Annotated in this window: 16 protein-coding genes; 6 read left to right on the top strand and 10 right to left on the bottom strand. The window is 49.5% G+C overall.

All coding sequences use genetic code 11. From position 1 onward, the window contains the following. Window positions 1-60: 60 nt before the first annotated feature. From SYNPCCP_RS02940 to SYNPCCP_RS02930, 3 genes are all read left to right on the top strand, one after another. Window positions 61-1,443 (top strand): (Fe-S)-binding protein, encoded by a 1,383-nt coding sequence (locus SYNPCCP_RS02940; protein WP_010871774.1) that lies wholly within the window; start codon window positions 61-63, stop codon window positions 1,441-1,443. A gap of 304 nt (window positions 1,444-1,747) precedes the next feature. Beyond that, window positions 1,748-2,206: a hypothetical protein gene (locus SYNPCCP_RS02935; protein WP_010871773.1), complete on the top strand. Its 459-nt coding sequence runs from the start codon at window positions 1,748-1,750 to the stop codon at window positions 2,204-2,206. A gap of 12 nt (window positions 2,207-2,218) precedes the next feature. Then, window positions 2,219-4,042: a penicillin-binding protein 2 gene (locus SYNPCCP_RS02930; protein ID WP_010871772.1), complete on the top strand. Its 1,824-nt coding sequence runs from the start codon at window positions 2,219-2,221 to the stop codon at window positions 4,040-4,042. Between the two features lie 52 nt (window positions 4,043-4,094). Here SYNPCCP_RS02930 and SYNPCCP_RS02925 read toward each other — a convergent pair whose 3' ends face one another. The 4 genes from SYNPCCP_RS02925 to SYNPCCP_RS02910 form a co-directional block, all read right to left on the bottom strand. Further along, window positions 4,095-4,724, bottom strand: a complete 630-nt coding sequence (locus tag SYNPCCP_RS02925; RefSeq protein WP_020861474.1) for a CPP1-like family protein — start codon at window positions 4,722-4,724, stop codon at window positions 4,095-4,097. 149 nt (window positions 4,725-4,873) lie between these two features. After that, window positions 4,874-5,782, bottom strand: coding sequence for an alpha/beta fold hydrolase (locus tag SYNPCCP_RS02920; RefSeq protein ID WP_010871770.1), 909 nt, complete (start codon window positions 5,780-5,782; stop codon window positions 4,874-4,876). Window positions 5,783-5,872: 90 nt separating this feature from the next. After that, window positions 5,873-6,724: an alpha/beta fold hydrolase gene (locus tag SYNPCCP_RS02915; RefSeq protein WP_010871769.1), complete on the bottom strand. Its 852-nt coding sequence runs from the start codon at window positions 6,722-6,724 to the stop codon at window positions 5,873-5,875. Window positions 6,725-6,812: 88 nt separating this feature from the next. Next, window positions 6,813-7,127 (bottom strand): DUF1825 family protein, encoded by a 315-nt coding sequence (locus SYNPCCP_RS02910; protein WP_010871768.1) that lies wholly within the window; start codon window positions 7,125-7,127, stop codon window positions 6,813-6,815. A gap of 520 nt (window positions 7,128-7,647) precedes the next feature. Between SYNPCCP_RS02910 and SYNPCCP_RS02905 the strand changes: the two genes are divergently transcribed. Beyond that, window positions 7,648-8,031, top strand: a complete 384-nt coding sequence (locus SYNPCCP_RS02905; RefSeq protein ID WP_223211337.1) for a TM2 domain-containing protein — start codon at window positions 7,648-7,650, stop codon at window positions 8,029-8,031. Between the two features lie 123 nt (window positions 8,032-8,154). Continuing rightward, window positions 8,155-8,952: a CsgG/HfaB family protein gene (locus tag SYNPCCP_RS02900; protein WP_010871766.1), complete on the top strand. Its 798-nt coding sequence runs from the start codon at window positions 8,155-8,157 to the stop codon at window positions 8,950-8,952. Window positions 8,953-9,163: 211 nt separating this feature from the next. Here SYNPCCP_RS02900 and SYNPCCP_RS02895 read toward each other — a convergent pair whose 3' ends face one another. The 3 genes from SYNPCCP_RS02895 to SYNPCCP_RS02885 form a co-directional block, all read right to left on the bottom strand. Next, window positions 9,164-9,430 carry a hypothetical protein gene (locus SYNPCCP_RS02895; protein WP_223211336.1) on the bottom strand — a complete coding sequence of 89 codons (267 nt, stop codon included), beginning with the start codon at window positions 9,428-9,430 and terminating at the stop codon, window positions 9,164-9,166. 102 nt (window positions 9,431-9,532) lie between these two features. Continuing rightward, window positions 9,533-9,886, bottom strand: a complete 354-nt coding sequence (locus SYNPCCP_RS02890) for a hypothetical protein (RefSeq protein ID WP_010871764.1) — start codon at window positions 9,884-9,886, stop codon at window positions 9,533-9,535. 131 nt (window positions 9,887-10,017) lie between these two features. Then, window positions 10,018-10,374 carry an STAS domain-containing protein gene (locus SYNPCCP_RS02885; protein WP_010871763.1) on the bottom strand — a complete coding sequence of 119 codons (357 nt, stop codon included), beginning with the start codon at window positions 10,372-10,374 and terminating at the stop codon, window positions 10,018-10,020. 264 nt (window positions 10,375-10,638) lie between these two features. Here SYNPCCP_RS02885 and SYNPCCP_RS02880 point away from each other — a divergent pair, with 264 nt between their 5' ends. After that, window positions 10,639-11,076: a DUF1036 domain-containing protein gene (locus SYNPCCP_RS02880; protein ID WP_010871762.1), complete on the top strand. Its 438-nt coding sequence runs from the start codon at window positions 10,639-10,641 to the stop codon at window positions 11,074-11,076. Here the strand turns inward: SYNPCCP_RS02880 and SYNPCCP_RS02875 are convergent. Genes SYNPCCP_RS02875 through SYNPCCP_RS02865 form a run of 3 tightly spaced genes read right to left on the bottom strand, consistent with a single transcriptional unit; the run spans window position 11,073 to window position 13,240 of the window. Further along, window positions 11,073-11,501: a hypothetical protein gene (locus SYNPCCP_RS02875; RefSeq protein ID WP_010871761.1), complete on the bottom strand. Its 429-nt coding sequence runs from the start codon at window positions 11,499-11,501 to the stop codon at window positions 11,073-11,075. The two genes, SYNPCCP_RS02880 and SYNPCCP_RS02875, sit on opposite strands and share 4 nt — an antisense overlap. Before the next feature lie 23 nt (window positions 11,502-11,524). Next, window positions 11,525-12,541, bottom strand: a complete 1,017-nt coding sequence (locus tag SYNPCCP_RS02870) for an N-acetylmuramoyl-L-alanine amidase (RefSeq protein ID WP_010871760.1) — start codon at window positions 12,539-12,541, stop codon at window positions 11,525-11,527. 57 nt (window positions 12,542-12,598) lie between these two features. Beyond that, the gene (locus SYNPCCP_RS02865) at window positions 12,599-13,240 is read right to left on the bottom strand and encodes a response regulator transcription factor (RefSeq protein ID WP_010871759.1); all 642 of its coding nucleotides are present in this window, start codon (window positions 13,238-13,240) and stop codon (window positions 12,599-12,601) included. Window positions 13,241-13,258 lie beyond the last annotated feature (18 nt).

Genomic DNA, 13,258 nt, shown 5'->3' with positions numbered 1-13,258 from the left:
GATTAAGTTAAGGGTAAGTTGACGGTTTCAGACTAGAAAAAAGTGTGATCATAGGGGACAGTGTTTTTCCCCATGGTCCCTATGTCGGCTCCTCCCTCCTTCACCGCCTTGGCCCAGGCCGTCAACCAGCCCAAAATCGGCTTTGATTCCCAAAATCCCCCTCCCCAGGCCGTGTTGGATAGCTGTGTCCATTGCGGTTTTTGTTTGAATACCTGCCCGAGCTACCGGGTCATTGGCAAGGAAACCGATTCCCCCCGGGGCCGCATCTATCTAATGAATGGCATTAACCAAGGCCAAGCCAGTTTAGATGCCACCACCATCCAGCATTTTGACAGTTGTTTAGGTTGCTTAGCCTGTGTCAGTGCCTGTCCTTCGGGGGTGCAGTATGACCAGTTGATCTCCGCCACCAGGCCCCAGGTGGAACGAAATCATGACCGTCCCTTTGGCGATCGCCTCTTGCGGGGGATCATTTTTAACTTATTTCCCTATCCCTGGCGGTTGCGGTTATTGTTGCCCCTGCTCTGGGTCTACCAAAATTGTGGTTTGCAAAAATTAGTGCAAGCAACGGGCTTATTGAGCAGATTTTTTCCCCGTTTAGCGGCCATGGAAAGTATTTTGCCCAGGGTGACCGCCGCTTCTTTTCGGGATAATTATCCAACGGAAATTTCTGCCCAGGGGGAAAAGCGTTACCGAGTGGGGATAATTCTTGGGTGTGTACAAAGATTATTTTTCTCCCCCGTCAATGAAGCCACTGTCCGGGTTTTAACTGCCAATGGTTGCGAAGTAGTGATTCCCCAATCCCAAGGTTGTTGCGCCGCCCTCCCCGCCCACCAAGGCCAAACAGATCAAGCCGAGGCGATCGCCAGACAAATGATCGACAGTTTTGCTAATACGGAGGTGGACTACATCATTATTAATGCCGCCGGTTGCGGTCACACACTGAAGGAATATCATCATATCTTGGCCGACGATGCTGAATATTTACCCAAAGCCCAAGCCTTTGTTAGTAAAGTACGAGACATTAATGAGTTTCTGATGGAGATAGGGTTAAATCAAACCCTCCACCCCGTCACTGAGGAATTAACCCCTGTGGTTTATCAAGATGCTTGCCATCTGATCCATGGTCAAAAAATTAGTCTCCAACCCCGACAGTTGATTGCCCAAATTCCCCATTTACAGTTGCGGGAGCCCTTGGATGCGGCCCTCTGTTGTGGCAGTGCCGGGGTCTATAACATGCTCCAACCAGCCGTAGCAGAGGAACTGGGGCAGCAAAAAGTTAACAATCTCTGTCAAACCGGTGCCCAATTAATCATTTCCGCCAACCCTGGCTGCTCTTTGCAAATCCAAAAACATCTGGGAAAACAAGGCCAGAATCTAGGGGTTATTCATCCCATCCAATTGCTTGATCTGTCCCTGCGGGGGGAAAAGTTAACTGGTCTTTAGGAAAATTCTTTAGCCCAGATGGATGAATCCAAGAATGGTATCAATGCAGCGAAACCTGGTCATAATAAGTGATCCCCAATTTATTGACATCAAAACACGTAGTTGTGCTACGAAATTTGCACTAGCAAAACTGTCCATCTCGAACCCCATTCAGAGCCATTAACTAACAGAGTATGGAAACCAAAAAGTCGTTTTTATCGACATTCTCCTAAAAGTTTCCCCTCAAAGACCCAATTCTGTCCCATTGCCGTTAAAGTGAAGACAATTCACCCACCGCACCTTTGTAGTCCTAACTAACTTTTATATGTCTGCCTTACCCAAACCGGCCTTTGCCTCCCGCCGTACCACCGTAGTTGCCTCCCAACCTACGCCCCTAATTACCTCTCCCCAGGAATCTTTACCCACTTCTCTACAGGTCTTGTTGCGGTTTCAACAGGCCACTTCTTGCCTTACCTTGGGAATAGTGGCGACGGTTTTAGGGGTTTATGGTTGGACGGTGTACACCCCCACCCTCTGGAGCAAGGAATATCAACAACTTAAAGCGCTCCAGCAAACGGAACGCCAACTGATCACCAACACTGAAGCCATCAAACATCAACTAGCCCAAGAAGCAAATCAACCAAGTTCTGGTTTGGTTAAGGCCAGTCCTGGCCAGAATATTTTTCTGCCAGCCCAGGCTAGTGTTCCCCCTGCTTCCGTTGATAAATCCACCGTTGCCTCCGCCAGCAATTTCAACATCACCACTAGGCCCGTTGCCTACTAAACAATTCGAGCCATGGACTCCTCCCACCCAAAACTAAATTCTTCAACTGCCAATTCATCTCCCTTTACCAAGCATATTTCCCGTCAGGAAAGGCACAGACAAAAAACCCAACAACAGGGGGTGCCGGTAGTGCGCTTGCTTTTGGTCTGGGGGTTTTTATTTGTAGCCATGGGAGGGCTTGCTTATCGTCTTTACCGGCTCCAGGTGGTGGAAGCTAACCAACTGCAACGCATGGCCAAGGCTCAACAGAGCACCAGCATGCAACCCTACGTGCCCCGCCGTTCCATTGTGGACAGCCAGGGTAATGTTTTAGCCACCGATCGCCTAACTTATACTCTGTTTGTCCATCCCCGTTACTTTGAAGCCACCAAGGAAATTACCGATCCCACTGACTACATTGCCAGGGAACTATCGGCAATTTTGGGGGATATTACCCCAGCCCAACTAAAAGAAAAATTCAAAGAAAAGGAATCGGGCATCAAACTGGCCACCGGCCTCAACGAGTCCCAGGCTGTCCGCATTGGCTCTTTACGGATGGGGGGGGTGGATTTGGAAAAACAATATAGTCGCTATTATCCCCAGGATGAAATGGCCGCCGATGTTGTTGGCTACGTAGACGGGGAGCACCAGGGCCAGGCAGGCCTAGAACTCAGTCAGAGAGAAATTTTGGAGCGAGAAGTGGAGACCTATGCCATTCGGCGCACGGGGAAAGGGGTTGTGCTGCCGGATTCTTTGCCAGATAACCTATTGCAGTCCAACGATTGGCAGGTACAGTTAACCATTGATATGCGTTTGCAGCGGGCCGCCCGGGAATTGCTCAAGGCCCAGGTTGCCCAACAAAAAGCTAAGCGGGGCACAGTTTTGGTCATGGATGCCCAGGACGGAGCCATCCTCGCCATGGTTAATGAGCCCACCTTCAATCCCAACGAATACTACAAAGCCAAGGTGGAGTATTTCAAAAACTGGTCCGTGAGCGATCTGTACGAGCCGGGATCAACCTTTAAGCCGGTGATTGTCGCCCTAGCGATGAATGAAGGGGTGTTGAAACCAGAGGACAGGATTAATGATAGTGGTTCGGTGCGGGTAGGGCCTTGGACCATTTCCAATGCCAGCAAAAGTGGCGCAGGTATGATCAACATCACCCAGGTGCTCCGCTATTCCAGTAACGTGGCCATGGTGGCGATCGCCCGTCGTCTCAAGCCGGAACGATACTATGAATTATTGCAGGGGGTGGGGTTAGACAGTCGTACAGGCATTGACTTGCCCGGAGAAGCAGCCAGTTATCTCAAGCCCAGGCAAAGTTTTATGGATGACCCCATTGAACAGGCCACCACTTCCTTTGGTCAGGGTCTTTCCCTCACTCCGATCAAATTACTGCAACTCAACGCCATGTTAGCCAACGGTGGCAAATTAGTTACTCCCCACGTGGTTAAAGGTCTGGTGGATGCCCGCAACCATCTCCACTGGCAACCCGATCACCCCGTTAAACAAGTGGTGAAGCCGGAAGTAGCTCATTCCGTGGTGCAAATGATGGAATCCGTGGTTAGCGGCGATGGGGGTACCGGCAAGGCGGCCCTGATTCCCGGTTATCGGGTGGGTGGGAAAACTGGTACAGCCCAAAAAGCTGGCCCCAGAGGGGGCTATTTAGCCAACGCCAAAATCACTAGCTTCGTGTCTATCTTGCCGGTGGACAATCCCCGCTATGTGGTGGTGGCCATTATCGATGAACCCAAGGGGGCCAATGCCTATGGGGGGACCGTGGCTGCCCCGGTGGTTAAAAACGTTATGGAGGCCCTAATTGCCATTAAGGGTATTCCCCCTTCCCAACCGCAATAACTTGGCTCCGAGGAAATGGACCCATAGGTGTGTGGGCCGTCGGGACTATTTGTTACCGCACAAAACTGCTGATCAACCAAAGGATAATAAAGGCAATAGTGGCAGAAATTTGTTCCAAGTTAGGGCCGATCGCCACATTAGCTCCCAAGAGCAACTGACCCAAGACAGTGCCCAAAATTATCCCCACCAAAAGGGCTCCTAAACTAAGCAGTAGGGCCTTACCAAATTTGCGCTGTTTACGATTGAGAAAGAAGATATTACCAAACACCCCCACCACCAATAGTAAGGATTGGACTGATCCCCCCGCTCCTTGGGTGAGCCAACTGATCAAGATCAAGCCAGCAAAAAAGCCAGCGGGCCAAAGAATATCGTTTTGGGAAGGAGTATCTAGGGAATTGGCTAGCCAACTGGGGGCTGTGGGGGCTGGAAGGGAAGGGAAGCCATTGCCGGTACTTTCCACCTGACGTTCGGGGAAACGAATTTTTTCCGGCACTTTGATTTTTCCTTCCTGACGCAGACGGAGCCGTTCCATAATAATGGCGTCGTAGGCGGCCTCCACCTCTTCTAAAAGCTGGGTGTTCCCCTCATGTTCCCGAAACAGCCGAGTTTTGACTGCTTGGATATCTTCAAAAGTTGCTTCCTCTGATATACCCAGCGTCTGATAGGGAGTTTGTTCACCCATTGTCCTAAACCTCCTCTGGTTGAATTTCCTTGAATGCTTGATTGGGAGTGCTGACATCCAGTATGCCCAAAGATCTTACCATTGACATCCTCGGCTCCCTAGGGAGGAAAGCCATTTTCTATCCCTAACCAATGGTGGCTATGGTAGGTCTAACTCCACTCTGTAATCCATTGTCGCAAAATTGGATTAATTACCTCCGGAGCTTCGTCCTGGGGACAGTGCCCCAACCCCGGTAAGCTAATGAATTGCTCCACACAGTTATGGTTTGCCAAAGCTCTCCCCAAGGCGATCGGTTCCCAGGGATCAGCCTCCCCCCAAATCAGCACCGTTGGGCAATGGATGCGGGGTAGTAAATCCTCCGGTAGGGGGCCTTGGGAATAGCTGGTGAAAGCCAAAAATACTTCCGCCGCCCCTTCATCCTGGGCTGGCCGCAGGAGCATGGCCACCAACTCATCGGTCACCGCATTTTTGTCCCCATAGGCTTGGCAGAGGGCCTGACGAACGGTTTTGGCCCGGGCCACCTGTCGGAAGAAAAGTTTGCCAATCTGGGGATAGCCCAGCACCTTTTGCAAGACCCCTGCCCCTACCCGACGGTACCAAGGCAACGCTGACCGCTTGCGATCATGGAGTAACCGCAGGGAACAGTTAAGAGCAATCAGGCCGGTGACCAATTCTGGGTGGTCGGTGGCAGTTTGCATGGCCACCACACAGCCGATGGAATTGCCAATAAGTACGGCCGGGCCACCAATTACTTCCCGGCAAAAGTCCGCCACCAGGTCGCCCCAGGTGCTGAAGGTGTAACCCAATGCTTGACTAGGGAGAGGTTTGGCGGAAGCACCAAAGCCTAACAGATCAATGGCGTAGCAACGGCAATATTCCCCCAGGACAGGGATATTTTTGCGCCAATGGCCCCAGGATGCCCCAAAGCCATGGATTAGTACCACAGCTGGCCCTCGATCTCCCCTTTGTTGATAGGCGATCGCCTGGTTACGCCATTGCCAAAACAGGGGAGGAGTGTGGGGAGATAGGGCTGGGGGGGAAGATTCCAGGGAGACCATAGCAGAGCCAAATCAAGGGGGGAGCATTGATTTCTATGGTGACCGAATTTTCCGATAAAAGCATTGTCAACGGCCAACAATTGCCCCCATTCAGTGATCCGTAGCCAGGATTTGTTGGAGTTTATTCGCCACCACTGGCAACTGTTCCAACATGGCAAAGTGGCCGCAGTTCTCTATTTCCACCACATTAGTTCCCAACTGGGCAAACAAACCATGGAAACTGGCCAAATATTTGACATATTGCAATTCCATCACCCGGTCATTTTGGCCCGCCAAGAAATACATTGGCTGGGGTAATTCTGCCACCAACTTGGGGAGTAAATGCACCGCCGCTTCCGTCGTACTTTCCAGTAACGACCCCCGGGCAGCTTGCTGATCCGCTCGCAAGAAATCCAATAACCGTTGTCTGCCCCACTTTCTAGCTAAGGGTTTCTCCACCATCATCCGACTGAAAGCCAAATCCAACAACGGCAATCTTCCTAGCCAAGGGGGACGAAAATCCAATAACTTTTCCCCAGCAGAGCGAAACTTTTCAAATTCTTCCTTTAGGTAAATTCCCCCCCCAGCATTCACGCAAACTACCCCCTTAACCCGCTCCGGACAAAGGTGGGCCGCCCAAATGGCCACACTCCCCCCTAAGGAATGGCCCACTAGCCAAGCTTGTTCAATGTTTAGTTTTTCCAATAGATCAATCAAATCTTGACCATAGGCTTCCAGGTCATATTCTGAACGGGGATGGCCTAAACTCTGGGAAGCACCAAACCCTCTCAGGTCATAGCTAACGCAGGAATATTGCCCGGATAAAAGTTCCATCAAGGGCAACCAGTAATGGTGACTAAGGAGCCAACCATGGACAAAAATTAAGCTGGGGGCAGCTCCCTGTCGATCAGAGCCAGATTGTTGATAGTGGTGAGGAAAACCCAAAAGATCCAGGGTGGGCATAGTTCTCGCAATTGCTACGGGGAACCTACTCCCATCATTCTGACATTGGTGAGGAACGTCTGGCTAGACAATTTCGACACCGTGAAGTCTACTTGATTTCGGCTTTCATTCTTTCCAGTGTCAAATTCATTTGGTCGAACATTTGCTGAGGGGAGATGCCAAACTGGCCCAGTTGGGTTTTCATTTGCTCAACAGTCATCTTGGCCATGAAGTCATCGGAAAGCTCAAAGCGCTTCATAAAGATTTTGTAGCGTTCCATCAAAGCCTCCATTTGCTCGATGAAAATCACTTTGCCATCCCGATCAAATTTTCCATAGTCACCACCCAATTTGGTTAGGGATTGATAGTCTTCAAACAATTGTTTGGCTTCTTGTTGGATAATATCTGAATCAAAAAAACTCATAACTATGACATCTAGGGTGAATGATATGGTCAAGTAAAATCTAATTATTTAATTAAAGTTATTGGACACAAGGGAAAAATGTAACCCAGTTCAGTAACCAATTAAAAACCAATAATTTACCTCGATCAACTATGAAAATTTAGTAATTTAGCAAAAGTTTGTGAAAATCTAAAATAATAGAGGCAAAAGATTTGTTGAAAATGGGATTTTTGGGAGACCTTAGCTTGGGTGCCTCAGTCGAATCGTGCCCAACCCCTGGGGGAACTAAAGGGGCACAAAGACCCTCTGTATTGACAGAAGACCCCGTGCCATGGAGTTCTTCCCATTGTAAAACTTATTTTTGCCTAGCAAAATACGGTTTCCCGAATTTGCCGGCGATCGCCAGGATTGTGGTTGGCAGACCGGTCTTGAAACAAGCCCATAGGCCAGTTTTTCCTGCCGACATTCCCCCTGACTAAGGCTAAAATTACAACTGATTCAGATCCTGTTCAGAGTTGAAATGATGTCTTTTTTAAGTCCCTTGTTATCTTTGCCAAAACGTCGCTACTGGGCGATCGCCTTGGCGGTGACATCGGCGGTACTACCTTGGCCCATTGCTGGTCTCCACAAGCTTTACCTGGGGCAACCCGTGTGGGCAGGAATCTATTGGTTACTGTGGAACACCCCCATACCTAGAATTGCCTGCGCCATTGATGCAGTGTGGTATTTCGTCCAGGGAGAAGAGGATTTTAACCGACAGTTCAACGATCTTGGGGGAGCCTGGCACCAAAATGGAGACAGCCTGCAACCGTCCCAACAGGTTATTACCATGGCCGAAGCTATGCGGGAGTTGGAACAGTTGCGACTAGAAGGACTACTCACAGAATACGAATTTGAACAAAAACGTAGACAATTATTGGGCTAAATGCCCGATTAAAACAGTTTCGTAGTTGCGCTCAAAAAATCTGGTTAACCAAAAGTTAAATATTTTATTGACTGTTGTCTCGTCACTACTGTAGCCTTGGTTAAAAAATCAGCTATAAACGCCATGGCAACTCACAACCTAGACAGGGTGGCTGCTCCCTTGATATCAAAGCTTTTCCCATTTTTCTTGGTGTTGGCGGGCATGTTCTCGGGGACCTTAGCGGCCCAGGCGCAAGGTAAACCGACCATTTCTGTACCAGAGTTTAAAAATGATACCAACATGAGTTGGTGGTGGTGGAGTGGTAATACCTCCAGGGAATTAGCCGATGCACTCAGTAACGAACTTACCTCCACTGGTAACTTTCAAGTAGTGGAAAGACAAAATCTAGGTAGTGTTTTGTCGGAACAGGAATTAGCAGAATTAGGATTAACGAGACCAGAAACCTCTGCTCAAAGAGGACAGTTGACTGGGGCTCAGTATATTGTTTTGGGGAGAGTTACCGCCTATGAGGAAGGGGTAAGCTCGGAATCTGGGGGTAACAACTTTGGACTTAACCTGGGTCTTTTTAGTATTGGGAACAGCGAGCGTCAGGCCAAGCAAGAAGCCTATGTTGCCATAGACCTGCGGGTGGTTGACAGCAGCACAGGGGAAGTAGTTTATGCCAGAACAGTGGAAGGACGTGCCACCGATACTGCTGCTAGTTCCGCTAATAACGTCAATATTTTGGGCATTGTTAATACGGGTCAGGATAATCAAAGCACTTCCAGGGCTCCTGTGGGCAAAGCATTAAGGGCTGGATTGGTCGAGATCACAGATTACCTCAGTTGTGTAATGGTCGAACAGGATAATTGCATCCAAGAATATCAAGATAAAGACAGGCAGCGTCGGCAAAAAACCAAAGATACTCTGATTTTGGAATAGGGGTATGGCCACTTGCAATAAAACCAGGACAGTAATTTTTTGTGCAAAACTGCTGTTAAAGGCATCCCAAGACTTGTTTTGAAAGCCTTTCAGACCCTACAGTATTGGCAGATTTAGGGAGCAGAATAAAACTTTCCAAACATGTTCTTCGCTGAACATATTGATTCATTGCTAATTGGGCTAGCTATGCCCTTGTCAGGGCAACCAAAAGTCACAAAAATGGAATCAAAGTCCGAAAAAATTTCCTCACCCTCAACAAAAACACCAGATGGCGAATTCTGGGACTAAGTTGGGGCGGGTTAGGATTTTCTGCCAGGGCTTCCATTAATTCCGCGTATTCTGTCGCGGTCAAGGGTTCCCCATCCAGAGGCGATCGCCCTTCAAGGATGATTTCTGTGCGTAAAATTTCTTCGGGAATATCATCTGGGGGCGGCAAGGTTGGAGATTGGGCCCAACCAGGGTCCAAGGAAAAAACCATGGGACTGGAAGTCGACAACAGAAGCAATAGGGCCCAATGCCCTGGTCTGCCGCACCGTAGTTGTTCACATTGCCCCGAACCTACCATCACTACACTGTTCCCCTACTTGAAGCGGACTTTACTGTGGAGCCAATTAGTGAGCAAGCTAGGGCAATTGGCCACAAACCAACGAAATAGCAATATTTTAGCAATGGGCTTTGGTACCCCAACAATGGATTTAAGAAAGCGATTTAGGGGGGGAAAGGGAAATTTTTTATTGATTATATTGATGGCACCAATGTCGTAGAGGGAGTCAAAAATCAATTTAACGGTGGCTTCCTCCCGAATAAACATATCCTGCAACAGTAGCTCCGTATCGTGGAGTTTTTCTTGCTTAAACTTTTCCTCTGCAGCTAATCTCGGGGACAGGGGGGGAGTGGGACGAACAGTGATGGCTTTGCTTTTCGGGGAAGACACGATGGCAAAAAAATAACAATGAACCGGGCGGATTACCTAGATTTTAGTCCCCAAAGTCCATGCAACCCCAGCGACCCTGATAAAAATTGACCAGGGAGGCAAATCCAGCTCCTCTTATTAGTTCCGAAGTTCTAGGCGGCCAGGGCAGGTTTTTCCCCGTTGGCCAGGGCGACTTCCGGGTTGCTATAGATGGGAAAAACTCGATTTAGTTGGGTCAACTCAAAAATGATTTTCAGTTCTGGGGAAACCCCACTTAACAGCAAGGTTCTGTTTTGACTCTGGAGTTCTTTGTAGGTGTTGACCAAAACCACCAAAATAGCGCTGTCGAGGAAGTCCACCTGGCTAAAGTCAATCACCATCACCGGACTGGAGGTAGTGGCTAACCAGCTTGCTAAATCAGCTTGGAAAGCTTGGGTGACAGCGGCACTCAATGTGCCTTGGGGATAGAAAACATCCCTCGTCACAATCTGGGGGTTAAACGACATCATGCTGACTCCTCACACAAAAGAAAAAAAGGCAACGGCAAAACTGGCCTCAACTCTAGTAATTTAGGCGATCGCCGTCAATTATGTCGATGTGCTGACTATTTTGTGTTTTGGGAGCGACAATTTCCGTATTGTCCGTTACGGCCTGTTTAGTTTAATACCAAAAAACTATTTATCCCCAGGGTAAGCCCATCCCTGGCCGTGGGCAAAGCCAGCCTAGTTCTAGTAAGATTGGCGTTAACAATTTCTGTGGTTTGAGGAGTTTTTATGGTTAATAAAGGGTTATGGTCTGCGGCGGTGATGGTACTAGGATCCACCTTGGTAGGCAGTGTTTTTGCCCCAACCCCGGCGATCGCCGGAAAAAGCTGCAATTATCTCAACACCAACTTATTCATGGCTCAGGGCTACGAAAATCCCAATGGGATTTGGGTGAGTGAAGGTTGGTGGGTGGTAGAACCGGGGGAGTGTGTGGTCTATTCCGACAGTGCCTTTACCTACTTCAAAATTAGCGATGGGGTGGCTCCGAACCGCAAAGCCATTGCTGAGATGGCAGGTAGTGAGTCCATCAAACTATGCCAAGTCAATGACCGCTTCACCGTCTTTCAATCGGACAGTGGTGCTGTGTGCCGCAATGCAGGGGGCAATAATCAAACATTTATCAACCCAGGCGCCAATCTAGAATTGATTGAGTCCACTAGTCCCTAGGCTAGTTTTTCCTGGAGTGTCTTTTCCAGCCTGTGTTTGAGTTCCTCAATGGTCAGTCCCAATGCGGCAAAACAACTGGCGGGGTCGGGAATTGGCTGGAAAAAGAGCAGTTTGAATTGGGTGGGGCCAATGACAAAAATGGCCACTTCTGTTCTCGGGTCATAACCGTACAAAATTCCCACCATTTCTTGGATGCGGCCGTTCACCTGGTCATTGAGTTGGGCGATCGCCTGGGGAGCACAGCTAATGAAATGGGCTTGAGGATGGAGGTCCAAACCTAAATACTGTTCTTTGGCTGGCCATTGTTGGTAAAACGCCCAGGCCAGGGCCCCTAGGGCGGTTTGTTCCTCCTTGGTGAACTGGTCTAGTCGGTAACGCCAGGGATGTTGGCCGTCGTCGGGAAGTATGGGGTCGGGGGAAAACATTCGACTGCGGTCGGGGGGTGAACTTACTTCAAATACTGTACGATACCGGCGGCGATCGCCTCAGCCATTTGCTGTTGAAAGCGGGGATTACTAAGATTGCGACTATCTTGACTCCCCGTGACAAAACCCACCTCCACTAGGGTAGAAGGCATGGAAGTACGGCGCAACACATAAAATCTAGCCTGGCGCACCCGGCGATCGCGCACATTAAGCCGCTGTAGGATACTGCGATGAATGGTTTGGGCTAAGGAACGCCCCGTTTGGAAATAATAGGTTTCCACCCCATTGACTTCCGGCCGCCCCAACCCGATGGAGTTCGCATGGATACTAACAAAAATGTCCGCCCGGGCCGCCGCTGCCCTCTGCACCCGACCCTGCAGAGAAACAAATATATCACTGTTGCGGGTCATCACCACTTCAATGCCCTGTTTTTCCAACTCCCTAGCCACCCCCCTGGTAATGGCCAACACCACATCCTTTTCTCGGATGCCCCGTTGCCCGATCGCCCCTGGATCCTGACCGCCATGGCCCGCATCTAGAACCACCGTAAAGCGTCGTAGGGGCCTGGGGGCTGGGGCTGGCACATTAACCGCCACCGTTTCCTGGGGCAAACTATATTCCGAAGGTTGGAGGATGGTGGGTAGGCGGGCATACCAACGATTGGGTGCTAACCCCCGCACCTGCACTTCCCAGGGCTTGACCGTGAAAGGTTCCGTCAATTCCAAGACAATGCGAGTCGAATTATTATTCCATCGACCAACCCTTGCTTCTTTAACATACTGGGTAAGGGGCTTATAAATGGTAGGGCCCCGGTGTTCGATACCTGGTAAATCCACCACCACCCTGGTGGGGTTTCGCAGCACATTTACCTGGGGTCTGACATCTTCATCGGTAATGATGTCCAGACGACTATCCCGCAGATCAAATTTCCAATATTCCAAGGAGCCAGCCCAGACCGGCGGGGCCAGGGCCGGGAGACTCAGCAAGCTGGCACAAATTAGACCCAAACTTTTCGGCAGGGAACAGGAAAAGTAGTTCATGAATATGTTGTTTTTCTAATTGGTGCTGGCCCACTAGAAAACCAGTGGCAAAGAACCTCAAGCAATACTTTTTTGGATCGCCCAACGGGCTAACTCGGTGCGGTTGTGTAATCCTGTCTTGTTTAACATATTCGATACATGACTTTCGACAGTGCGCTGACTGACTTTTAAGTGGTCGGCAATTTCCCGGTTGGCCAATCCCTGGGCTACCAATTGAATCACCTTGGTTTCGGTGGGGGTGAGTTCCACGTCCCTGGCCACCTGCACCCGAGCATTGTCTTCCAGGGGATGATTATTGTGTTGCAATAGGCGATCAGCTTGACGGAGACAAGATTGCACTTGGGCGGCCAGTTCCTCCGGCTCAAAGGGTTTAGCCATATAAATATCCGCTCCCACGTTGAGTCCTTTCACCCGATTGTGGCTTTGGCCTTTGGCAGAAAGAAACATCACCGGAATCCAACTAATATCCGGGTTTTGGCGCACCTGCTCGATGAAGGCGTAGCCATCCATCTCCGGCATCATGATGTCACAAACAATCATATCGGGCACTGTAGTTGTCAGCAGGTCCAGAGCTTCACGACCGTTCCCAGCGGTGGTGACTTGGTAACCCTGATATTCCAAATAATCCTTGACCAAAAGGAGTAGATTGGGATCGTCGTCCACCAACAATAAATGATAATTTTCCTTAGATTGGCTCATGGCGATTAATTTTTGCAG

Source organism: Synechocystis sp. PCC 6803 substr. PCC-P (assembly GCF_000284455.1).
Classification (GTDB): Bacteria; Cyanobacteriota; Cyanobacteriia; order Cyanobacteriales; family Microcystaceae; genus Synechocystis.
The sequence above is the reverse complement of the archived record's forward strand: the minus strand, read 5'-3'. Positions and strand labels throughout refer to the sequence as shown.

What these genes read in the sequence shown, in the direction of transcription:
- SYNPCCP_RS02885 (WP_010871763.1), bottom strand. Translation starts at nt 10,374, where the DNA reads ATGATGTCGTTTAACCCCCAGATTGTGACGAGGGATGTTTTCTATCCC.
- SYNPCCP_RS02870 (WP_010871760.1), bottom strand. Translation starts at nt 12,541, where the DNA reads ATGAACTACTTTTCCTGTTCCCTGCCGAAAAGTTTGGGTCTAATTTGT.
- SYNPCCP_RS02935 (WP_010871773.1), top strand. Translation starts at nt 1,748, where the DNA reads ATGTCTGCCTTACCCAAACCGGCCTTTGCCTCCCGCCGTACCACCGTA.
- SYNPCCP_RS02880 (WP_010871762.1), top strand. Translation starts at nt 10,639, where the DNA reads ATGGTTAATAAAGGGTTATGGTCTGCGGCGGTGATGGTACTAGGATCC.
- SYNPCCP_RS02895 (WP_223211336.1), bottom strand. Translation starts at nt 9,430, where the DNA reads ATGGTTTTTTCCTTGGACCCTGGTTGGGCCCAATCTCCAACCTTGCCG.
- SYNPCCP_RS02925 (WP_020861474.1), bottom strand. Translation starts at nt 4,724, where the DNA reads ATGGGTGAACAAACTCCCTATCAGACGCTGGGTATATCAGAGGAAGCA.
- SYNPCCP_RS02930 (WP_010871772.1), top strand. Translation starts at nt 2,219, where the DNA reads ATGGACTCCTCCCACCCAAAACTAAATTCTTCAACTGCCAATTCATCT.
- SYNPCCP_RS02920 (WP_010871770.1), bottom strand. Translation starts at nt 5,782, where the DNA reads ATGGTCTCCCTGGAATCTTCCCCCCCAGCCCTATCTCCCCACACTCCT.
- SYNPCCP_RS02910 (WP_010871768.1), bottom strand. Translation starts at nt 7,127, where the DNA reads ATGAGTTTTTTTGATTCAGATATTATCCAACAAGAAGCCAAACAATTG.
- SYNPCCP_RS02865 (WP_010871759.1), bottom strand. Translation starts at nt 13,240, where the DNA reads ATGAGCCAATCTAAGGAAAATTATCATTTATTGTTGGTGGACGACGAT.
- SYNPCCP_RS02915 (WP_010871769.1), bottom strand. Translation starts at nt 6,724, where the DNA reads ATGCCCACCCTGGATCTTTTGGGTTTTCCTCACCACTATCAACAATCT.
- SYNPCCP_RS02875 (WP_010871761.1), bottom strand. Translation starts at nt 11,501, where the DNA reads ATGTTTTCCCCCGACCCCATACTTCCCGACGACGGCCAACATCCCTGG.
- SYNPCCP_RS02900 (WP_010871766.1), top strand. Translation starts at nt 8,155, where the DNA reads ATGGCAACTCACAACCTAGACAGGGTGGCTGCTCCCTTGATATCAAAG.